The 22,217-nt window shown below is 61.0% G+C and carries 18 protein-coding genes, 1 tRNA gene and 1 pseudogene; 12 read left to right on the top strand and 8 right to left on the bottom strand.

The annotated features are described in order from the left end of the window. Window positions 1-3: 3 nt before the first annotated feature. The 7 genes from nuoH to FJ404_10595 are packed head-to-tail and all read left to right on the top strand — an operon-like array spanning window position 4 to window position 8,658. Window positions 4-1,176 (top strand): NADH-quinone oxidoreductase subunit NuoH, encoded by a 1,173-nt coding sequence (gene nuoH / locus FJ404_10625; GenBank protein ID MBM3823322.1) that lies wholly within the window; start codon window positions 4-6, stop codon window positions 1,174-1,176. Next, window positions 1,173-1,694, top strand: a complete 522-nt coding sequence (locus tag FJ404_10620) for an NADH-quinone oxidoreductase subunit J (protein ID MBM3823321.1) — start codon at window positions 1,173-1,175, stop codon at window positions 1,692-1,694. Before nuoH ends, FJ404_10620 begins: the two co-directional genes overlap by 4 nt. After that, on the top strand, window positions 1,691-2,002 hold the full coding sequence (gene nuoK / locus FJ404_10615; GenBank protein MBM3823320.1) for an NADH-quinone oxidoreductase subunit NuoK: 312 nt from the start codon (window positions 1,691-1,693) through the stop codon (window positions 2,000-2,002). Before FJ404_10620 ends, nuoK begins: the two co-directional genes overlap by 4 nt. Beyond that, window positions 1,999-4,074: an NADH-quinone oxidoreductase subunit L gene (gene nuoL / locus FJ404_10610; protein ID MBM3823319.1), complete on the top strand. Its 2,076-nt coding sequence runs from the start codon at window positions 1,999-2,001 to the stop codon at window positions 4,072-4,074. Before nuoK ends, nuoL begins: the two co-directional genes overlap by 4 nt. Next, window positions 4,071-5,633, top strand: a complete 1,563-nt coding sequence (locus FJ404_10605) for an NADH-quinone oxidoreductase subunit M (GenBank protein ID MBM3823318.1) — start codon at window positions 4,071-4,073, stop codon at window positions 5,631-5,633. The genes nuoL and FJ404_10605 overlap by 4 nt, the downstream gene beginning before the upstream one ends. A gap of 29 nt (window positions 5,634-5,662) precedes the next feature. Beyond that, entirely contained in the window at window positions 5,663-7,168 is a 1,506-nt protein-coding gene (locus FJ404_10600; GenBank protein MBM3823317.1) for an NADH-quinone oxidoreductase subunit M, read from the top strand. Then, window positions 7,162-8,658 (top strand): NADH-quinone oxidoreductase subunit N, encoded by a 1,497-nt coding sequence (locus tag FJ404_10595; protein ID MBM3823316.1) that lies wholly within the window; start codon window positions 7,162-7,164, stop codon window positions 8,656-8,658. The genes FJ404_10600 and FJ404_10595 overlap by 7 nt, the downstream gene beginning before the upstream one ends. A gap of 270 nt (window positions 8,659-8,928) precedes the next feature. Here the strand turns inward: FJ404_10595 and FJ404_10590 are convergent, their stop codons facing one another. Further along, window positions 8,929-9,189: a hypothetical protein gene (locus FJ404_10590; GenBank protein MBM3823315.1), complete on the bottom strand. Its 261-nt coding sequence runs from the start codon at window positions 9,187-9,189 to the stop codon at window positions 8,929-8,931. 727 nt (window positions 9,190-9,916) lie between these two features. Continuing rightward, window positions 9,917-10,117, bottom strand: a pseudogene (locus tag FJ404_10585) (type II secretion system protein). Window positions 10,118-10,285: 168 nt separating this feature from the next. Here FJ404_10585 and FJ404_10580 point away from each other — a divergent pair. Beyond that, window positions 10,286-12,226, top strand: coding sequence for a hypothetical protein (locus FJ404_10580; GenBank protein ID MBM3823314.1), 1,941 nt, complete (start codon window positions 10,286-10,288; stop codon window positions 12,224-12,226). Between the two features lie 17 nt (window positions 12,227-12,243). Here FJ404_10580 and FJ404_10575 read toward each other — a convergent pair whose 3' ends face one another. From FJ404_10575 to FJ404_10555, 5 genes are all read right to left on the bottom strand, one after another. Continuing rightward, window positions 12,244-12,963, bottom strand: a complete 720-nt coding sequence (locus tag FJ404_10575; GenBank protein ID MBM3823313.1) for a tetratricopeptide repeat protein — start codon at window positions 12,961-12,963, stop codon at window positions 12,244-12,246. A 466-nt stretch (window positions 12,964-13,429) separates the two neighbouring features. After that, a complete protein-coding gene (locus FJ404_10570; GenBank protein MBM3823312.1) occupies window positions 13,430-14,596 on the bottom strand; it encodes an iron-containing alcohol dehydrogenase in 1,167 nt (388 codons plus the stop codon). A gap of 395 nt (window positions 14,597-14,991) precedes the next feature. Further along, a complete protein-coding gene (locus FJ404_10565; protein ID MBM3823311.1) occupies window positions 14,992-15,441 on the bottom strand; it encodes a DUF5069 domain-containing protein in 450 nt (149 codons plus the stop codon). Between the two features lie 21 nt (window positions 15,442-15,462). After that, a tRNA-Tyr gene (locus FJ404_10560) sits at window positions 15,463-15,548 on the bottom strand. Window positions 15,549-15,737: 189 nt separating this feature from the next. Beyond that, window positions 15,738-15,968 (bottom strand): type II toxin-antitoxin system VapC family toxin, encoded by a 231-nt coding sequence (locus tag FJ404_10555; protein MBM3823310.1) that lies wholly within the window; start codon window positions 15,966-15,968, stop codon window positions 15,738-15,740. A gap of 338 nt (window positions 15,969-16,306) precedes the next feature. Here FJ404_10555 and FJ404_10550 point away from each other — a divergent pair, with 338 nt between their 5' ends. From FJ404_10550 to FJ404_10535, 4 genes are all read left to right on the top strand, one after another. After that, the gene (locus tag FJ404_10550; protein MBM3823309.1) at window positions 16,307-17,527 is read left to right on the top strand and encodes a hypothetical protein; all 1,221 of its coding nucleotides are present in this window, start codon (window positions 16,307-16,309) and stop codon (window positions 17,525-17,527) included. Next, a complete protein-coding gene (locus FJ404_10545; protein MBM3823308.1) occupies window positions 17,500-17,685 on the top strand; it encodes a hypothetical protein in 186 nt (61 codons plus the stop codon). Before FJ404_10550 ends, FJ404_10545 begins: the two co-directional genes overlap by 28 nt. 213 nt (window positions 17,686-17,898) lie before the next feature. Next, window positions 17,899-18,390, top strand: coding sequence for a DUF393 domain-containing protein (locus FJ404_10540; protein MBM3823307.1), 492 nt, complete (start codon window positions 17,899-17,901; stop codon window positions 18,388-18,390). Beyond that, on the top strand, window positions 18,387-20,402 hold the full coding sequence (locus tag FJ404_10535; protein ID MBM3823306.1) for a squalene--hopene cyclase: 2,016 nt from the start codon (window positions 18,387-18,389) through the stop codon (window positions 20,400-20,402). The genes FJ404_10540 and FJ404_10535 overlap by 4 nt, the downstream gene beginning before the upstream one ends. 317 nt (window positions 20,403-20,719) lie before the next feature. Here FJ404_10535 and FJ404_10530 read toward each other — a convergent pair whose 3' ends face one another. Then, entirely contained in the window at window positions 20,720-22,180 is a 1,461-nt protein-coding gene (locus FJ404_10530; GenBank protein MBM3823305.1) for a DUF2339 domain-containing protein, read from the bottom strand. Window positions 22,181-22,217 lie beyond the last annotated feature (37 nt).

The following is a 22,217-nucleotide window of genomic DNA, read 5'->3' as shown; positions in this document are numbered from 1 at the left end:
CCGATGGAAGCGTTGGATCAAATTTGGGTCACCCTGAAGCACAGCGCGCTGGGCGTGCTTCCCGCCGCGTTGCGCGGCTGGGCGTCGATCCTGTTATCCATTGGACCGCTGGTTGGGGCTTTTGCCGGTTTGTTTGCGCTCACTACGCTCGTCGAGCGAAAACTGCTCGGACGCATCCAGAATCGTCCGGGACCGAACCGTGTCGGCCCGTTCGGCATTCTCCAACCCGCCGCGGACGGGCTGAAAGCCGTGTTCAAGGAGAACGTGGTGCCCCGAGCCGCGGACCGCCTCGTCTACACCCTCGCGCCGGTGGTGATGGTGATCCCGGCCATTCTCGCGCTGGCGGTGATCCCGGTCGGCCGCAACATGACCGCTCTGGATCTGGATGCGGGAGTCCTTTATTTCTTCGCGGTGGGGGCGGGCGCCGAGTTGGCCGTGTTCATGGCCGGCTGGGCGAGCCGGAACAAGTACGCGTTGTTGGGCGCGATGCGCGCGCTGGCGCAAATGATCAGCTACGAACTGCCGCTCATTCTTTCCACGATCCCGGTGCTGATGCTCACCGGCACGTTGTCGCCCTCGAAGATCGTGGAAGCTCAAAACGCCTATTCCTTCGGGCTGGCGCAATGGCATGTGTTCACCCCGTGGGGCTTCGCCGCCTTCTGGCTGTTTCTCATCGCCGGCATGGCGGAGGCAAACCGCTCCCCGTTCGACATTCCCGAAGGCGAATCCGAAATCGTCGCGGGCCATTTGATCGAGTACAGTGGATTCAAGTTCGCTTTGTTTTTCCTCGGCGAGTATCTCGGACTTTTCGCCATGACCTCGCTGGCCATCACGCTTTTCCTCGGGGGGTGGACGGCGCCGGTGTCGTTCCTGGCGTGGATTCCATCCTGGATGTGGTTCTTCGCCAAATTGACGGTGCTGATGCTGTTTTTCATCTGGGTGCGCGGCACCGTTCCCCGGCTGCGGATTGATCAATTGATGAATTTTGCCTGGAAACTCATGCTTCCCCTTTCCTTGATCAACATCGTCAACGCCGGCCTTTGGCATCACCTCGGATCCGGCCCTCTGCGCTGGCTGGTGTCCGCCACTCTGGTCGTGGCCCCCTACTTCCTGCTGGGCCAGGGCCTGGCCGCGCGGGCGCGCTGGGCGCCCCGAACCTACCGCTGGGTCGAATGAGCCTCACCTTCGTGATCACCGCGCTTTGGACCGCCGTCCTGGCCATCGCCGCCATGACGCTGCGGAACTTGATTCATTGCGCGCTTTGCCTGGTGGGAACGTTGATCGGGTTGGCGGTGATTTATCTCCAACTGGACGCCCAATTCATCGCGTTTTCCCAAATGCTGGTCTATGTGGGCGCGATCTCAGTGCTCGTGGTATTCGCCATGCTCCTGACGAAGAGCAGTGAGACGCAGGCGGAGCCTCGCGGCAACAAAGCCTGGGCTCACGGACTCGGCATCGCCTCCATGGTATTCCTGGTTCTGGCCGCGTCGTTCTCCGCCAGCACCGTCGGCAAGGCGGCGGATCCGGGACCACGCGAGCTTCCCGTTGCGGCCTTGGGGCAATCCTTGATGACCACCCACGTCCTCCCGCTCGAACTGATCGCGTTGCTGCTCACTTCCGCCATGATCGGCGCGGCCGTTTTGGCCCTGCACGACCGGCCCAAAAACCCCGGCGACCCCCGTCCCAATCCATGACGGCCTTGTCCCACTACTTGCTGCTTTCAGCCCTCCTGTTCTCGGTGGGACTCGCGGGAGCGCTGGCGCGCCGCAACGCGATCATGGTGCTGATCGGCATCGAACTGATGTTGAACGCGGCCAATCTCAATTTTATCGCGTTCTGGCGGTTTCATCAAAACCCCGCTTCCCTCGACGGTCCCTTGATGGTGCTGTTTTCGCTGGCGATCGCGGCGGCGGAAGCAGCCGTGGGCCTGGCCTTGATCATCCACCTGCACCGCCGGTTCAAAACCACGCAACTGGAACAGGTGCGAAACCTGCGCGGATGACGACCCTCGCCCTCATCCCTCTCCTGCCCCTGCTCGCCGCAGGTCTGGCCTCGCTGCTGCCGAGGAATGCCAGGCGGCTCAGCAGCGCTCTCGCCATCGGATCCATGGCGATCGGCTTCCTCCTATCCTGCCGGGAATTGTATCTGTTGCTGTCCAAGTCCAACACGAACGGAGTTCCTCGAGACTATTGGAATTTCGACTGGATCTCGATGGGCGGCGCCACGCTCAAGCTGGGATTGCTCGTGGACCCCATGACCGCGGTCATGCTGGTGATGATCACGTTCGTGGGCTGTCTGATCTTTATTTTCAGCTCGGGCTACATGGCGCATGACGACAACGCGGCGCGGTTCTTTTGTTTCCTCTCCCTCTTCGCCGCCGCGATGCTCGGGCTTGTCATCTCGAACAGCCTGCTCCTTCTCTTCATGTGCTGGGAAGTCGTCGGGCTGGCGTCCTATCTTCTGATCGGATTCTGGTTTCAAAAGCCCAGCGCCGCGGCGGCCGCCAAGAAGGCGTTCATCACCACCCGCATCGGCGACGTGGGATTTTTCCTGGGATTGGTCTGGCTGCAGGCCGAAACCGGAACCCTGCTCTGCTACGATAACGGCAAGGGCTGCCTCGAGGCGGGAGCGCTCGAGGCCTTGGCGGCTCAAACCACCCTCGGCGGACTCACCTTGAACGCGGCCATCGGGTTGCTGCTCTTCTGCGGGGCCGTCGGAAAGTCGGGCCAGGTCCCTCTGCATGTCTGGCTGCCGGACGCGATGGAAGGCCCCACTCCGGTCAGCGCGCTGATCCATGCCGCGACCATGGTTGCGGCCGGAGTATTCCTCATCGCGCGCGCGCATCCGCTCCTGGCTGCCACGCCCGCCGGACCTTCCTCCGTGACCACGGCACTGCAAGTGGTGACCTGGGTGGGCGCCATCACCGCCGTGTTCGCGGCGCTCATCGCCGTGGGCCAAAACGACATCAAACGGATTCTCGCCTATTCGACCGTGTCGCAGCTCGGTTACATGTTCATGGGGGTGGGCGCGGGCGGCGTGGCCGTGGGCATGTTCCACCTCATCACTCATGCCTTCTTCAAGGCGTTGCTCTTCCTGGGCGCGGGATCGGTCATTCATGGCTGTGGCGGTGAACAAGACATTCGGCGAATGGGCGGATTGAGAGCCTTCATGCCGGTGACGTTCGCCACCTACGCCATCGGAATGATGGCGCTCAGCGGCGTGCCGATCTTTTTCTCGGGATTCTGGAGCAAGGACGAAATCCTGCACGCGGCGCTCAGTTGGCCTGCATCCAAGGGGCCATTAGTCCTCGGCATCGCGGGCGCCTTGCTCACCGCGTTTTACATGACACGCCAGATGTTGCATGTGTTCGCGGGACACCCTCGGGGCGCTTTCGCTTCCGGCCACGGCTCCGGGGATCAAGCGCCACACGCCGTTCACTCCCCGCATGAGAGCCCCGCGGTCATGACAGTGCCTCTCGTGTTGCTCGCCGCCGGAGCCCTGCTTCTCAGTGGATTGGGAACGCCCGCCTGGCCATGGTTCGCCTCTTTCCTCGAAGGCAAGCCATTGCAGTTGGATTTTGGAGCGCTGTTCCACGGAGCCACCCTCGGTCTGATCGTGCTGTCGGCGATTTTGGTCGCGGCGGGATTCGGAGCGGGTTGGAAACTTTACAGCGCGGCTGACCTCCACGAGACCGCGACCGACCCTCTCGAAGCTCGCTGGCCCCGGCTCTTCAAAGCCATGCGCGGTCGATTCTTTGTCGATGAACTCTACGAAGCCACCGTCATCGCCTGGCAACGCGCCCTGGCCGGGTTGGCCGCGTGGATGGAGGTTTGGGTCGTGGGCGGATTGGTCCGTCTGACCGGCGGGCTGACGCGATTGCTGGCGTGGATCGGAAAGCAGGCGGACGAGGGATTCGTCAATTTCGGCTTCGAGAAGGCGTGCGAGGGCGTGAAGCGATTGGGCCTGGGGGCGGGCGCCCTTCAAAACGGTGACACCCAGCGCTACTTGCGGTGGCTGGGACTGACCCTTGTGTTCCTGATCGTCATCCTGGCGTGGGGAGGAGGACCTCGATGAACACCTTCGGTTCCCTCTCGGCCCTCATTTTCATCCCGCTGGTGGCAGGCTTGGTCGTGGCCTTCCTGCCCGCGCGCGCCGCCAAGGCAGCAAAGGGATTGGCTTTTCTGGCCGCCGGACTATGCGCCGGATGGGTCGCTTGGATTGGCGGGCGATTTGATTCGGCCCAGGCGGAGATGCAGTTTGTCGAAAAGTGGCCGTGGATTCCTTCCATCAAGGTGGATTATCACCTGGGTTTGGACGGCCTGGGCTTGGTCATGATCGGGTTGACCGCGTTGGTCGTGCCCTTCGCGATGGCAGTCTGCCGTCACGAGACGCGCCGCGTTCCTTTGATGTTCGCGTTGATCCTTTGGCTCGAGGCCGGCTTGTTCGGAGCCTTTACCGCCCTTGATTTTTTCCACTGGTTCCTCTTTTGGGAGCTCAGCTTGGTCCCCGCTTATTTCCTGATCAAGTTTTGGGGAGGGGAGGGGAGGGGTCCGGCGTCGTTTCAGTTCTTCGTTTATGCCATGGCCGGCAGTGTTTCCATGCTGCTCGCATTTCTGGCGGTGTCTGTCGCCACGGGCACTTTCAATTTTCTGGAATGGGCGGAGAAGGGGCGCTCTGGAGAACTGGCTTCAGCGCTGTCCGTGCGCCTGGCCTGGTTTGAAACGTTCAAGACCCAGGAAGGCTTAGCGCAGTGCGTCTTCTGGATGGCGTTGCTCGGATTCGCGGTGAAAGTGCCGATGTTCCCTTTCCACAGCTGGCTGCCCTCGGCCTACAGCGAGGCTCCCAGCGGCGTGACCATGATTCTGACGGGCGCGATGTCAAAGCTCGGGGTGTATGGTTTGCTGCGCCTGATCCTGCCTGTCTTTCCGGAGCAAATGAGGGAGGCCCTGGACCTTCTTCTCTGGCTGGCGGTGGCCACCATCGTGCTCTCGGCTTTCGCCGCGTTAGGCCAGAAGGACCTCAAACGCACCCTGGCCTACTCGTCGGTCAATCACCTTGGCTACTGTCTGCTCGGGGTGTTCGCGGCCATGAAGGTCACGGAAACCGGCGGACTGTGGAGCGCGGAAAAGGCGGCGGCTTTGAACGGCGTTTTATTGCAGATGTTCAATCACGGCATCACCGCCTCCGCCTTGTTCTGTTTCCTGGGTTTTCTGGAACAGCGCAGCGGCGGACTTCGCGGGCTGAACGAATTCGGAGGCCTGAGGGCGGCGGCGCCCGTCTTCTGCGGGCTGATGGGGCTCTCCATGTTCGCGTCGCTGGGACTGCCGGGATTGAACGGTTTTGCGGGGGAATTCCTGATTTTCAAAGGCGCTTACGCCCTCGCCTGGGCCCCTACCGCCGTGGCCACACTCGGCCTGCTCGTGACCGCCATTTTCCTGCTCGGCATCATGCAGAAGGTTTTTTGGGGTCCGCTTCCGGAACGGTGGACCCACTGGCCTGACCTGACGCTGGGAGAAAAGTTGTTGGTGACACCGGCCACGTTGCTGACGCTCGGGCTGGGCGTCTGGCCTCAGGCCATTGTGCATTGGACCCACGCGACCGTGACGCAGTGGGTGGGTTGGTTGAGATTCTGAAATTCATCCGATCGACCCACCAATTCCTCATGCTGGCTTGGACCCTCTATAGCGCGTTCCTCGGAGTGCTCGTGCTCATGTTCGTGCCCGTGCCGGGCGCGCGCTGGGCACGTGGCGTTGCCCTCGCCAGCTCGCTCACGGGACTTGGCATCGCCCTCCTGGAAGCGGTGAAGTTCAAGCCCGCCGGCGAATTGATCACGATCCAGAAATGGGCGTGGATCCCTTCGCTTGGGATCGACTTCCACCTCGCTTACGATGGCATCAGCCTCACCCTCGTCCTGCTCACAGGCATTGCCTCCGTTGCCGGCATCCTCTTTTCCTGGAACGTCGAGAAGCGCCCGCGCGAATTCTTTGCCTTTTACCTGGCGCTGATCGGCGGGGTGCACGGGGTTTTCCTCAGCTTCGATCTGTTCCAACTCTTCGTCTTTTACGAGATCGCCATCATCCCCAAATACTTCCTGATCGCCATTTGGGGCTCCACCAACCGCGAGTTTGGCGCCATGAAACTGGCCCTGTATTCCTTCGTCGGCAGCGCGCTGGTGCTCGCGGTGATGGTGGCCGCCTACGTGCTGTCGGGAAGCCAAACCTTCAGCCTGCCGGAACTGGCCAAGGTCGGATTCAGCGCCGATTTCCAGCGCTGGGCGTTTCCAGTGTCCTTCGTCGGCTTCGCCATTCTGGCGGGTCTGTGGCCGTTCCATACCTGGGCGCCCACCGGTCACGTCGCGGCGCCCACCGCGGCGTCCATGCTGCTCGCGGGCGTGGTCATGAAGCTTGGGGCCTACGGCGCGTTGCGCGTCTCCATGGCTTTGTTCCCGCAAGGACTCAAAATCTGGCACGAATCCATCGGATGGCTGGCGGTGGCCGGCATTGTCCTGGGCGCTCTCGTCGCCCTCGCCCAATCGGATTTCAAGTTCGTCATCGGCTATTCCAGCGTCAGCCACATGGGCTTCGTTCTGCTCGGACTCGCCAGCATGAACATCGCCGGATTGGTCGGCGCGGTTTTGCAGATGTTTTCACACGGCATCCTCGCGGGACTTCTCTTCGGCGTGGTCGGGCGCATGGTTTATGACCGGGCGCACACACGAAACCTCGACGAGCTGAAACAGTTGAACCTCGGGCGCGAACTTCCTTTCGCGGCAGCCACGTTCGTGCTCGCCGGTTGCGCTTCCATGGGGCTGCCCGGCTTCAGCGGATTCGTCGCCGAGCTGCAAGTTCTCATGGGCGCTTGGAAACGCTTTCCGTGGATGGCCATCGCGGCGGGCCTCGGCATCGTCGTCGGCGCCGCCTACACGCTGCGCGCCATGCAGCGAGCGTTCTTCGCAGCCGATGCGGGCGTCCTCGCCCCTGGCACAACCGAAAGCGCGGCTCCTCACGATCCGTGGGAACCGATCAGTTGCGCTGAAAAGCTTGGCGCCGTGAGTTTGCTCGCGATCAGCATCGCGATCGGTTTGTACCCCGCCTGGATGATGATCTGGATCCAATCGGCGTTTGACGGCGCGTTTTTCGCCGGGCTCAGGAAGGTGGTGGGATGGTGAACTCCGCCGCCTATCTCGATCTCGCGAAGGCTTGCCTGCCGGAATTGGCCCTCACCGCCACGTCGTTGCTTGTGCTCTTCCTCGATTTGGTCTGGGCACGCGAACTGGAGGACACGCGCCGGCGCCGCGTGCTGCTGGCGGCGTTTCTTTCCGGCGGCGCTTTGGCTTTGCTCACCACTTTTCTCTGGCCGTTCGCCGGCATCGCGCCGGGCGGCATGTGGTCCTTGGGCGCCACGGGCCTTGTCGTGAAGCAAGGCTTGATCGTGATGGGACTGCTTTCGGCCTGCCTCATGGCGCCCGGCGATTGGTCCGAACACGCCGGTGAGTACTTCGCCGTGCTCGCCCTCGCCTTGGTGGGCATGCTGTGCATGGCCAGCGCGGAGCATCTGCTCATGATTTTTGCGAGCGTCGAACTGGCGAGCCTCTCGCTCTACATCCTCACCGCCTTGAACAAAGGCCAGCGCGAATCGACCGAGGCCGGTTTGAAATACTTCCTGTTCGGCGGCGTCGCGGCGGCCTTCCTGCTTTACGGTTTCAGTCTTCTCTATGGCGCCACGGGAGAAATGACCCTCAAAGCGCTGGGAGCCAAGCTTGCCGCCGGAAGTCCCGATCCCTTGGTCTGGGTGGCCGTGGCCATGGTGGTGGCAGGGTTCGGATTTAAGGTCGCCGTGGTTCCGTTCCACTGGTGGGCCCCCGATGTTTATCAAGGCGCACCCGCGGCTTCCGCCGCGTTGATCGCTTCCGGATCCAAAGTGGCCAGTTTCTGGCTGATGCTCAAGTTCATGGGTTCTGGCCTGGCCGGAGCGGCCGGGGACGGATCCTGGGGTCATTTCGTTTCGGGCTGGATGCCCCTCCTCGCCGGAGTCGCCGCTCTGTCGATGGTGATGGGAAACATCGCCGCCCTGGGACAATCAAGCGTGCGCCGTCTGCTGGCTTTTTCGGCCGTTTCGCATGGCGGATATTTATTGCTGGGAATCCTCGCGCAAGGCGAGCAAGGCGCCGCCAGTGTGGTGTTCTACAGCCTCGTCTACGGATTCTCCTCGATCGGCGCCTTCGGCGTCGTGAGTTTTGTGGAGAACGCGGCGGGGCACGACCGCTTCGACGCTTTCACCGGCCTTTCCAAACGCTCACCCGTGTTGGCGTTCAGTCTGATGGCGTTGCTGCTTTCCCTGGCTGGTGTGCCGCCGTTGGCGGGATTCTTTGGCAAGTTTTATCTCTTCGCGGCCGTTGCGGCGGTGAAGCCATTGGGCTGGATGTGGCTGGTGAGCATCGCCATCGCGATGAGTTGTGTCTCCCTCTACTACTACCTGCTCGTCCTCAAGCAGGCTTACGTTGCCGCGCCAACTCGCGAGGATATGCCGCCGCTGGAAATCCCGCTCTGCGCGCGACTCACAGTCCTTTTCGTCGTTGTCGTCCTTTTCGTCCTGGGATTCTTCCCCGAATTCCTCCTGGGACGCATTCACCACGCGCTCAAATTGGGTGTGCTTTAAAATCCCGACGAACTTGATGCTGAAGTTACTCACCCTTCCGCACCCTGGCCCGGCGGAGTTCTTTTGCTAGAGACGGCAATTCAGCAGCGTCGAGATGCACAAAAGCTTGAGTGGCAAAAGCCTGCCGAAAGTTGAGGTGGATCCGAAAGGTGATCCATCGAAACTTGAGAAAGGCCTTTGCCGCCAAGATCTTGCGACAGATCGATGCTGATCAATTGCGGTTCTTAGGTTTCCATCCAAGCATTTCCCCAAAATCCGCCCCGAGGAGAATCAGTTCCATGAATGCGGCCCGAGCAGTCCCGCGAATGAACTCGTGGTGCGCTTCGAATGCAACCGGGCGAACTCTTCTTCGACTCCGGCAATGGCCGGGACGGCTTGAACTTCTCCCGTGGAAGGATCGACCAGCAACCCGGCCTTGTCCTCCATCCTCGCCGCCGGTCCCGACATCAACGCGGCCCAAATACGGCGCGGCTTGTCGAAAAACAATCCCCACAACAAAAGCAATCCCGACACCCACAAAGCTTCTTCCATGACCTTTTCCCAAAATGCGGGCTCATCCTTGAACCCTCGATTTCCGAATGTCGCAGCATTCTCAAGTTGTCCTATAGCAGGACAGATGCCGTCTCAAAATGGGTCAGGATCGTGATTACGGGTCGATCCGATTCGCTTGCGCGGCAACCACCGTCCAAGTGCCCGCCAGGGAATTGTCGTTGTTCCACCGCCGGTGCCAGCGGTCATTTTTCGGGTCAATCACTTCATTGCGTAAAGCGCTCTCCGCGTGGCCATCGCAAAACATCACAACCGTGCGGCGATTATGACGGTTGGAAGGCCATTCCCCAGCCGTGGTGGGATCCACATTCCCATCGAAGGAGCCCCGCGTTGGTTTCGCACTATTGCCATCCCCGGGCTTGGAATCGGCCAACATCAACATGTCAGCCGGATTGCGCACCGCCGATTCCTTCACTTCATACTGCAGATTGTCCACGTCACCCCCTAAACCCTTGTCCGAGAAGGCAGGGAACGCACCCCAATCGTTATAACCAATTGAGAAAAGGGAGGTTTCGCTGATGCCCCACGGGTCACGCCCCGGTCCGTACATGTGACTGGCGCCCAGGGTCTTGTTCAGATTCGTGTTCCAACTCGAATCCGGACGGGCAGACGGGCAGTGGAATACTTCGCGATTGGTTCCAATTTGAGTGAACAAACGCAAAGGCCAAACATAGCGGAACCCTCCGTTGACGAAGAGTGTTCCCGGATACTTCTGGTTGTCGGTCACATACATCACCGTGGCGATGCCCAACTGACGCATATTGTTCAGGCACTTGGTCATCTGGGCCTTGGATTTCGCCTTGGAAAGCGCGGGCAACAACATGCCGGCCAAAATCGCAATGATGGCGATGACCACCAGCAACTCGATCAGTGTAAAAGCGTTGGAACGGCGGGAACGAGTGAGTTTCATAGCATGGAATGACGTTTCGTGACGCTTGGAACAGGCTCCACTGTTAACACAACTCACAATCCCTTCAAGATCGAAAAGGGTTTTTCCTCGCCAGTTCGAGTGAATTGGGCCACCTTACAACGCCGTCCTTCCCGAGGAAGCACGGTCAATCCTTAAATCGCTTTCCTCATGAGTGAGCTCGATCAGATCTCAGAAAAGGTCCAGTCCGCCGCCCGCCGACTTCGCTGGCAGCGCGCCTGGCAAGGGGCCTGGAAGGGAGGCTCGGCCGGAGCCGCCGGCTGGCTGGTCGCCGTGCTCGTTTACAAAGTCGCTCCCATCCCCGAAAGCATCCTTGCTTACGGGCTTCCTTTCACGGTTTTAGCCGCCTTGGCCGGTGCCCTCTTGGCGGCCCGCCGCCCAATCCCCACGCTGCAGATGGCCCGCTGGCTCGATCGGCAAGGCAAACTCGAGGAGCGACTCAGCACCGCCCTCGAATTGGGTAGCGGCTCCACCGCGCATCCCTGGACTGCCCGGGTGGTATCCGACGCCGCGCAATACGCTTCCCGCATCGATCCCCGCGCCAGCTTTCCTCTTCAGCTTCCCAAACTGGCCCGCTGGACCTGCCTGCTGCTCGTGCTCACGTTCGGCCTCGGGTTCGTGCCCGAATACCGTTCCGTGGCCCTGCTCGAAAAAAAGAAAAATGCGGAGATCATCCAAACGGCCGGAAAACAGCTTGCGGAACTCGTCAAGCGCAACCTGCAAAACCGCCCCCCGGTCCTTGAGCCCACCCAAAAAGCCCTCGAGAATGCCGTCGCTCTCGGCGAGAAACTTCACGGCGGACGCCTGACCAAGAGCGACGCCCTGCGCGAGCTCTCCAACGCGGCGGAAAAGCTGAAGCAGGAAACACAACAAATGATGCAAAGCTCCGACGCGCGCAAATTGGAGGAAGCCGCACGCACCGCGAGCAATCCGAACAAGTCCACGTCCGACGCCCTCCAGAAACAAATCGATTCCCTGAAGAAGGCGATCAACGACGGCAAAAACGCGGACGCCGACGCGCTCGATCAGATGAAGCGCGATTTGCAGAAAATTCAGGACATGGCCAAGGGTCTTGAAGATAAGGATGGCGCCGCCGCCAACGCGGCCCGCGAAAATATCGAGCAGTCCCTGGGCGATCTCTCCAAACGCGCGCGTGACATGGGATTATCCCTGCCCAATCTGAATGACGCGATGGAGGCCTTGGCCGCGAGCCAGATCGACCAGTTCTTGAAAGATTTGAAGATGACGGAAATTGACCTCGAAAACCTGAAGTCGCTGGCGAAAACGATCCAGCAATCCCAGCAGGCGACCGCGAAATACGGAAAGGACCTGGCCGAACAATTGCAATACGGCCAGGCCGATGCGGCCCGCGCATCCCTCGAAAAAATGATCGAACAGTTGAAGCAGGGCGAACTCTCCGAGGAAAAACTGAAGGACATGGCGGGGGAATTGTCCAAAGCCGCCGAACCCGGCGAAAAGCTTGGCAAGGTGGGCGAGAAACTGGCCAAAGCCGCCCGAGCTCTCCAAAAGAAAGATCAAAAGGAAAGTTCGGAAAAGATGGCGGAAGCCGCCAAGGAACTGGCCGAAATGGTCGAGCAACTGGCCGATGCCGAATCCCTCATGGCCACGCTCGACGCCATGGAACGCGCGCAAACCGCCATCGCCTCCGGCCAAGGCTGGGGCAAAGGGCAATCGCAGGCCGGTCGTAACCGCGGACGCGGCACCGGTCGCAACCGCGGCGTCGGCACATGGACCGATGAAAACAGCTGGGAGATCCCCGAATTTTCCGAGAGCTGGGATAACACCGGCATTACCCAGCCCGACATCGACAGCCGCGGGATCATCGATCGCGGCGACGGACAACTGGCCGACAACTTATCGCCCACCAAAGTCCGAGGCCAAATCAATCCAGGCGGCCCGATGCCCAGCATCACGCTGAAGGGTGTCAGCATCAAAGGACAAAGCCGGGTCTCTTACACGGAGGCGGGCACGAGTTCCCAGAGTGATTCCCAGAGCGCGCTCAATCAGGATCAAGTGCCCCGGGCTTACCAGGGAGCCGTGAAGGACTACTTCGACGAGGGCAAGAAGTAGGGATGGCGGAAAGGGGATTACGCGCCGCCTTCCCTCGGTTCCGGACCGAGCTCGCCTTGATCGTACATCGCCAGCCGCTGGCGAGCTTTGCCCGCCGCCGCGGTTTCAGGATACTCCTCGTCCAAGCGCCGCAACAAAGCCACCGCTTTGTCCATCTGGCCGAGTTTGGTCGAATAAAGATTGCACAGGTGAATCGCCGCCCATCCCCATCGTTCCGGCGGCAGCTTCTTTGTCAGCACTTCCTCGTACTCCAGGGCGGCCGCCAGCGGATTGTTCAAATCCTTCTCGTAGATCTCCGCGATTCGGAGCGCGGCAAACTGTTCGCGCGGGTTCTTGGCAAGGTATTCCCGCAAGAGCCGGATCGCATCAAGATGATTGCCCTTGGCCCATTCGTTTTCGGCAATCTCATACTCCGGATCGGTAATCGGATCTCCGTCGTCATTGAACAGGAGCTTGGTGGCGCGTCCCGAGAAATACTTCGAAATGTCCTGGCCCGCGAGCAGGCCTAATCCGGCCAGGGTGAAAAACAAGGCCGCCCCCCAAGTGCCCAGATTCGCCTGGGCACCTTTTCTCTTCCCGCCGCCGGATTCCTCCGGAAGCTTGATGTCGAGGTCGGTGGTCGTAGCGGAGGCAGGCTTCTTCGACACCCCTTCGTACTCGACATACAGGCGATAGCCGAACACCGCCGACAAACCCAGGCAGAGCACATACAAGCAAACTCGAATCGGCACACTCATGGTTCGTTCCTTAGACTAGTCCTCTCCTCACGACAAAAGCGAAACCATTTTTCCCCTCCTGCGGCGAGGCGGTGCAGCCCGAAGTCGTCTGTCGTGTGGCGCAGGCTGCCCAGCCTGCCGTATCGCCGACGGCCCGTCGGCCCGGCGGGTGAAGAACGAGGCCCTTCCATGCTCTCCGCGCGCCGGGTTCCCTTCGTCGCCCCGCAGGCTGGGCAGCCGGCGCTACAGCAGACAGGGCTGTCGGCGATGCGCGCGGCAGCGCCGGGGCGCGGCGTTCACGCCGCCTCAGGGTGTGTCTTCAAAGGGGAAGGGCCCCTTCAACGGCCAAGGGTGCTGCCAGGGCGAAGGCATTCACCCAGGGCGGGCCATGGAACGGGAGGAGATCGCCGCGGCCGATGGGCGCGAGCGGAAGCGCCGTGAACGGCGCGCCCCGACTACTCGCGGGTGCACCGCCTTCGCGGCAGCATCAGATCAGTTCCCGATAGAGAAGACGAAAGTCCTCGGCGCTGACAGGTACAGCGTTCGTCCTATGACAGGGATCGTCCACCGCCTGCAGGACCAGCGCGTCCAGCAAATCCTCGCGAGCGCCATGTTCCCTCAGTTTTCCCTTCAGTCCCAACGAACCCAGAAATTGCCCGATGAATTCCAGAGTGGCCGCGTCCGCTTGCCGGTCGTCAAGGCCTTCCACCTTCAAGCCGCATGCCTGGCCGACCCTCCGATAAAGGCCGGGCTTGCGTTCAGCGCAAAACTTCATTCCCGCCGAAAGGCACAGGGCGTTCGCCAAGCCATGGTGCATGCCGCAAAGCGTCGACAACGGGTGCGCCAGCGAATGGACCAAGCCCAAATCCTTTTGAAACGCCACTGCGCCCATCGCCGCAGCGACGAGCATTTTCTGACGCGCGTCCACATCGCGTCCGTTCGCGCAGGCCCGGGGCAAGGCTTCCACCACCAGCCGGATGCCTTCCAGCGCGATCCCATCGCACAGGGGATGAAAGGCCGGACAAGTGAAACTTTCAATGCAGTGGGTGAGCGCGTCGGCTCCGGTGGCCGCGGTCAACTTGGCGGGCAAATCGAAGGTCAATTCAGAATCGAGAAACACGCGGCGCGCCAACAGTTCGCGATGAAACAACACGGACTTGCGACCGGTGCTGTCGAGCGTGATGACCGAGCTGCGGCCCACTTCACTGCCGGTCCCGGCCGTCGTTGGGATCGCCACCAGCGGCAGCAGTCCCGTCCACTCGGAATGATCATAGAACCGCGCCAGATCCAGACCCGGACGCCGGACCAGAATGCGCGCGGCTTTGCCCGCGTCCAGAGCGCTGCCGCCACCGAAGGCGATGATGCCGTCGCATCCGACGCGCACACAAGACTCCGCGGCGCCGCGAACGTCCTGCTCGACCGGATTGGGATGCACGCCGCTGTAGAGATGCCATTCCGTGCCTTGCGCGCTGGCGCCCAAGACTTCGCGCAAACGTTGGAAGGCTCGGGTGGAAAGGAGTCCGGGATCGGTCACCACGAGTGGACGCCGCACGCCCAACTCCGCGAGGTGACCGGGCAAATCGGAGATCACACCTGGCCCGCAAAGGGTGGGCGTGGGAAAGGAGAAAGAGAAGCGCGCTGGGAGGATGGACATCATGATTTTGTCTTGAGATTTTATCGGAGATCAGTCACGTTCCCATCCACCAACGGCGAGCGATTCGGATCAAAAGTTTGAAGCGGGCGCCGGGCTCTTTGAGAACAATTTGTCGTTCATGGTTTTAACCCTGCCATGTTCGTGCATTGAAGCAAATTCCTTGGACCGTAAGATAACTGATGCGGGACTTTGCCCTATGATTGTAGCCGACAGGCCTTGACTGGAAGTCGAAAGCTATCGGGCTCGTCCCTTTGTTTCCTCGAACCGTTCAAAGGAACTGTTCCACACGGCATTACGGTGGGGTTAAGTTTTCGCCCCGGCTCTCGGATGGGTCTCCGATTGACCGGGGCGTTTACTTTTGAGGCATCCCACTCCTCAGGCATCCGTCGAGCGAATTAAATCCGTTTCTCGTCCGCGTCGATGAAATCCACGAAGCAGCGGATGTCGTCGCGATGGGCCATTCCTGCATCCGCCTTTCGTTTGCACAAACGCTCCTGCCCGGAAGCATCGTCGGCTTTCGGATAATCCAACATGCGGTGCAAGTGCGCTGTCTTGGCGGCGGCATCGGCCCTCACGTTTTTCAACACCCAGTCGCAAACCTCACCGTCGGTCACACTCCGCCTCACCACTTCGATCAACGTTTCCGCCTTCACGTCGGCGGCTTCCAGCCACCATCCGTCGAATCCGCGCCCAAAGTTGGGTTGATAGTCAGGATGCAATTTGCCTGCCAAATGAAGCCGAATCTTGTCGATGTATCGCGGCAAATGAACCCAGCCTGCCATGGTTTCACGAGGACTGCGGGGATAAATGGAATCGCTCATTGGGGGATGGACTGGCAAATCCATGGAAAATGATGGTGTGCGGGGTGGTGGTAGGAGCTGGATTCGAACCAGCGTAGGCGTAAGCCAGCAGATTTACAGTCTGCCCCCGTTGGCCACTTGGGTATCCTACCGACCAATTCCAGCGCAGTCGCGACCGCGCCAGGGAGCGGGATTAAGCCAAACTCGATTCCCTCGCTCAAGTTGAAAATCGGCGGAATGGCTGGAGGGCTGGAGCAGGGGGAAGCCGATGTGCCGCTCAACGGGTCGACGTCGGTCCATCCTTGACACCATGCCGACCCGGCAATCCGTGCCGCTGATTCCTAATCGGATGGATCACTCGCCAAGGATGCCAGGCCATTGATGCGCTCGACATAAAACTCCTCCCCACGCCTGCGTTTGGCTGGGTCGGGAACCGCATGGACGCCAAGCAGGAATTCGCCTCGCACCACATCCTCTGAGGCGACTTCCGAGACGGATTCGAGCCAGGAAATGAACTCTGGATCAGCTCTCACTCCTTCGATCAGAACGTCCGTATCGATGGGACAGAGCATCCTTAGCGATCATGTCCGCGGGGGCCGTTCCCGATGTCTCGAGCACCAACGCCCTCGAAACCAGCTCAGTCACCGCCGCCGCGCCCAGCCCGTTTGCCAGATCGGAACCGCCTTCGTCATACCCGTAACTTCCCCAGCGCACCTCCGGCATCGCGGCGATCTCGCGGCTCCTCGTCGCGAGTCGTCCGCCTCGTGTTGGAGTCGTTCGCCCCCTCGTCCGCAACGGTGCTCGACATCCCCGCGGAACCTCCACTCGAAAAAACTTTTAACTCACGTGAACGACTCGGGTGGTCGAAACCGGCCGCGCCCGGAGAGCTCATGACATTATTCCCAACACCATGAATCCCATCCCATCCCGTCATCACACCAGCCCACTCCACAGGCTCGTCCTCGCCGGCACCGTCCTGCTCGCCGCATGCTCGCCGATTCGCGCCGCAGCCGCAGAGATAACCATTTTGGATGACTTCTCGCTGCCTGCCATGTCCACAAACTGGACCCAATTCCACCCGTTCGCACCGTTCGGCATCCGCGGAAAGCTTTCCGTGACCGACGGTTGGGACAACCGGGTGTTCGTCTGGGACGTCGAACGCTGGCGCGAAACCAAATCGCTCCCGGGCAGCGGCTCCATCCGCGGCCTCGCCTACACGCGCGACGGACGGCGCCTCTTCGTGAGCCGCACCCAGCTTCTGTCGGACGAGGGACGACCCGCCCAGGAGGTCTGGGATCCCGATACCGCGCGCAACCTGATGTCCCTCGACGGAAACCCCACGGCCTACAACTCCACCGCCATCACACCCGACGGCCTCGGCGTGTTCAGCGGCGACGACGTCGGCGTGGCCACCCGCTGGAACGCGTTCCCATGGCTCGCCTCCTCCTACCCGGGCCCAAGCCACAACCAACTCCCCGATCGGATCGAGCACTACGCCCGTGCCGACCACGCCCGCCGCATGACCCACTTACTTCGCCCCCCGCAATCCCCTCTCGATCCTGTCCAAACCATCGACCATTCGCTCTGGCCCCAGCGAGATCCGAATACCCCCCCCGAATGCATCGATCTCTCACGCCACTATACCGCGTTGCTCGATGTGGCCTTCGTCCCCGTCACCCGCACGGATCACCTCGACCTCAACTACGCGGAACTCCCCCGCGGCGTCTTGAGGTTCAACACCCCGTCTGCAGGGTTCCCGAACTCCCAGCCCCCCGCGCCCAACATTCCCTTCGACATCCGCGGCGCGGTCGTGCTTTCCGGTTGGGCCAAGCCCCCCCGGGAACCGATCGATTCTATCCCCAAAAGGTCACCGGCATCCCCATCCGCCAACACGCGCGCAAACTCCACTTCCTCCACGATAGCACCGGCAACCCCGGCACATTCGTTCCCGTCATCGGCCGGTATGTCCTCCACTACACCGACGGCACGTCCGAGATCATTCCCCTCCGTCCATTTCAGCAATTCGATCGTAACGACCCAAACCCAAGGCCGGAAGCGGACAACACCATCTGCTTCTGGCGTCTTGGTTTCGGTTCCCCCACTGTGGACGTCATTTGGAACCTCCCCGTAAGCCGCGGGCGAACTGCTGACGGCGGCTACAAACCGCTCCTCCACCACTTCGCCTGGACCAATCCCCACCCCGGCAAAACGATCGCCACCCTGGATTTCGAGTCGGATCTCGCAGAGGGAAACTTCCCTTTCCTCATCGCCCTCACCGCCGAACCCTAAGCCGACCCCGGTCACCGACAAACTCTGGATGCACCGGCCTTGGACGAATCCTCCCACCAAGACACGGAGGATCTCGATTCGGATATCCACTTCGTAACCCGGATATCTCCGTGAAGTTCAACATCCATCACAGGTCAAATCCCGAGCGTTTGAGGCTTCCGTGTCGAATTCGCCATTGCTTCCCGGCTAGGGCGGGAACACCATGCGGCTCGCATGAGCCAAAGCGCTCCCGAGCAGATCATTCCCTCGCGTTCGCAAGAGGTTCCCTTGCCGGCGTTGGCGCGCCATCTGGTGCTTTATGACGGGGACTGCTCCTTCTGCACCTTTCAAATGAAGTTGCTGACCTGGCTGGATTGGTTCCACTGCTTGCGCCTTGCGCCGATCAGCGATCCTGAAGCGGTCCAATACGCGCGCGGGGTGACGCCGGACGCCCTTTTCGAAGCCATGCACGTGGTGGTTCGCGATGGCGCCATTCATCGGGGAGCCCGTTGCATCCGCTTTGTCAGCCTGCGCCTTCCCCTGCTGATCCCCGTCGGACTGTTGCTTTGGATTCCCGGCGTCATTCTGATCGCCGAATGGGTCTATAAGCACGTGAGCCGCAATCGCCATCTACTCAGCCGGTGGTTTGGCTGCAAGGATGCCTGCACCCTGCTGCCTTCCCGGCGGTCCCACGGGTCTTCGCTCGACCGCACGCCGTCCCCATGACCGCGCGAAGCCGGGACGTTTCGCACCCGGACCTCCCCGATCGAATCAACCAAGCGCTCCGCGTCACGGGCACGCGGCTGATTCAACTCCGCCAACCCAATGGATCTTGGGAGGGCCATCTTTCTTCCAGCGCGCTTTCCACCGCGACCGCCGTGTTCGCGCTCAAGCTCCAGCAAAGGAACACTTCGGAACACAATTCCGACCTGGACGAATTGATCAGCCGGGGTGATGCCTGGCTTGTGGCTCACGCCAATTCCGACGGGGGATGGGGCGATACCACCGCCAGTCCTAGCAATCTGAGCACCACCACGCTGGTCTGGTCCGCCTTGCGGGCCGGTTCCGCGGGGAAGACCGATCCGCGGCATGTTGCCACCCTGGAGCGCGCGGAAGCCTGGATCCGCCAAGCTGCGGGCGGACTCGAGGGAAACCAGCTCGCGAAGGAAATCATCGCTCGCTACGGCAAAGATCGCACGTTTTCCGTTCCCATCCTCACCATGGCGGCGCTGGCGGGTTGCCTCGGTCCAGAAGAACATGCATGGCAGCACGTGATCCCGTTGCCCTTCGAGCTCGCCGCCTTTCCACGGTCCTGGTTCGCCACGTTGCGTCTCCCGGTGGTGAGTTACGCACTGCCCGCGTTGATTGCGATCGGGCTGGTTCATCATCGCCGACAACCTTCGCGCTGGCTTCCGTGCCGCTGGGTCCGAAACCTGGCCACCCGCAGGGTGCTCAGCGTGCTCGCGGAAATCCAACCTTCAAACGGGGGGTTCCTCGAGGCCACGCCGCTGACCAGCTTTGTCGCGATGAGTTTGATCGGGGCCGGATTCGACCACCACCCTGTCGTCCTGAAGGCCATCGAATTTCTGAGGAAATCGGCGCGATCGGACGGCAGTTGGCCCATCGATACGAATCTCGCCGTGTGGGTCTCGACCCTGGCCGTCAACGCCATGGGCATGAGCCCTTGGCTCAAGCCTCCCCATCCCATCCCCGATCCCACGGAAAGAGACTTGCTCCTCTCCTGGCTGCTCGCGGCTCAATTCCGCCATCCGCATTCCTACACGCAAGCTCCTCCGGGCGGTTGGGCCTGGACCCCTCTGCCGGGTGGAGTTCCAGACGCGGATGACACCTCCGGCGCCCTCATCGCTTTGCGACACCTCGATCCAAGCGGATCCCGTTCGTCAAGGGCGGCCGCCACGGGGCTGAACTGGCTGCGGGGGCTCCAGAATCGAGACGGAGGCGTGCCCACCTTTTGCCGCGGTTGGGGAACGCTGCCCTTCGATCGCAGCAGTCCGGACATCACCGCTCATGCCGTCCGGGCCTGGACGATTTGGAGCGAGGACTTCAGCCCCAAGCACAAACTTCAAATCCGGCGCTCCATCACGCGTGCTCTCGGCTTTCTCCAACATTCCCAGCAATCCAACGGGTCGTGGATCCCGCTGTGGTTCGGCAGCCATCACCAAAAGGATGAAACGAATCCGGTCTATGGAACTTCGCGCGTGGTGATGGCGCTGTCATCGCTCAATCATCGCGTCTTTCCCCAAGTGCCGGTGATGCTGCGCGCGGCACTGAACTGGATCGCCTCCGTGCGCAATGAGGATGGAGGTTGGGGCGGGACTCAGGGCGCTCCCTCGACCCTTGAAGAGACGTCCCTCGCTTTGGAGGCACTGGCGGCGGGCATCATTGCGCTTGGGGTTTCGGGCGAGCCCCTGGAAAATATCCCCAGCCTGCCCTATTTATCGCCCGACGATCTCCGCCTTCAGCTCCGCCCAGGGATGGGTTTGCCCGCCGACCCGCTCCATTTGCAAGCCGCCCGTGCCGGAGCCGACTGGCTGACCGCGAAGATCCAAGGGGCTGAGGACATCATCCCAACTCCGATTGGATTCTATTTTGCCAGGCTGTGGTACTTCGAGGCCGCGTATCCGTTGGTATTTTCCCTGGCCGCACTGCACGCCCTCAAAACCTTGATCGAAGTCCTGGGGGAGGATCGGTTCATCCAGGAAAACGAACCGTCCTGAGCTCGCCTCGCGGCTTCCGTGCGGAAGGCTCCGAACCGATCTCTTTCATCCTTAAACCTAGAAGCGGCAATTCAGCTGCGTCGAGATGCGCAAAAGCTTGAGTGGCAAAGGCCTGCCGAAAGTTGAAGTGGATCCGCAAGGTGATCCATCGAAACTTGAGAAAGGCCTTTGCCGCCAAGATCTTGCGACAGATCGATGCTGATCAATTGCCGTTTTTAGCCAAGAACTCCGCCGGGCCGGGGTGCGAGACGGTGCGTAACTTCAGTATCAAGTTAGTCGGGAGGTTAAACCTGAAAACGGCAATTGCCGTTCTAAAGTTAAAGCCATGGCCGAAGGCGGTCCTGGAACCGGTTGTAGAAGTAGCCAAGCACCAAAAGGGCAACACCCAATCCGAGGCAACAAACGATTCGATAAGGAAGGCTGAGGGTCCAGACGTCCACCAGCAAGGCGCGGCCAAGGGCAAAACCAAGCAAGGCAAGCCCGCCACGGCGGTAGCCTCGTTCGTGCAATCCGATCCCGCCGGCAAAAATCATCAATCCCATGGTGACGAATCCAAGGGTCTCGAGGACTCGCCCGCCCATGGCAGAAACAGTCCATCGGGAAGTGAAAAACCAGAATCCGAGGACCAGAGCTCCAATCCAAACCCGTTGCAGATTCTCTGGAACTTCGATCCTGTTCGAATACCGCCGGGCCAGTTGCTGCAGACCAACCCCCATCAGGAGCGGAGCCCCCATCTGGATCATCAGCCGGGATGCCGGATCGCTCGAGGAGTGGTGAACGATGAGGGACACAAAGGCAGCCGCGAGCAGGAGCATTCCGCAGCCCAGAACCCGAAATCGCCGGCTCATCCAGCCGAGCGCCAGCAACGCGGCGGCCATGCCGGTCCAGACCCCTCCAAGCCAGGCGGGATCCAAAGTTCCGCAGGTCCAGCCAAGCAAAATGAGGATGGCTGTGCCGTCATGAACCCTGGCCAAGTCGCGAAGTCTTGCTCCCTGTTCCGGGGAAACGCGCGCAGCGATATGTTCGGAAACACGAGCATAAACCAGCCCAGCCAAAATCAGAACACAACTCGCAACTGCGGAGACCGGTGCTTGAAACAACCCGTGCGCCCAAGTGATCAGTGCCAGCCATTGAAGCAGTTGGGCCGCCCCAGCCATCCATCGCAGTCCAGTTCCCAGGCCGTAGGCTGTCAGCCCAAGGGATGTGAGCGAGGCGACGATGATCCAGTTTCCAGATTCAAACCGAGCCTGCAGCCACACGGTGATCAGGCTGACCACCCCCAAGCTCAAGACAGCTTCCCAAAGTTGGACGCCAGTCTCGGTTCCAGACTTGACGCTTGGGCGCTTCAAGACATGACAGGCGGCCGTGGCGGCGAAACCCACGATCGTTGGAGACCACCAGGGAATTCCGGAATCCCGGTCCAACCCTTGCAGGATGCCGAATCCGATCGCAGGAACGAAATAGAGCCGACCCATGGAACCCATTTCCGCATAGCGAATCCCGAGCGCCAGCAAACCGAGGCCAAGACCAAGGAGAGCGAGCAAGGGCGGCTCCCAGGCCGCGGGTGCATGGCGCAGGATGCTCATGAACCAGATGGCCGATGGAAAGAATGCAAAAATCAGCGCCGCGCTAGCAGACTCCGGGTTCGTTGCGGCGGATTGCCGGCGGGACATCAACGCTCCGTTGAAAGCAAGCACCAGTCCCGTCACCACGGAGGTCATGAGGGAGTCGCGATCGTTGAAACAAACCAGAAGAGTGGACAGGAATCCGGTGAAAATCGAGACAGTCTATGGATTTACAAAGTGTGGAGTCCAA

The organism is Verrucomicrobiota bacterium, from assembly GCA_016871495.1.
In the GTDB taxonomy this organism is placed as follows: domain Bacteria; phylum Verrucomicrobiota; class Verrucomicrobiia; order Limisphaerales; family VHDF01; genus VHDF01.
The sequence above is the reverse complement of the archived record's forward strand: the minus strand, read 5'-3'. Positions and strand labels throughout refer to the sequence as shown.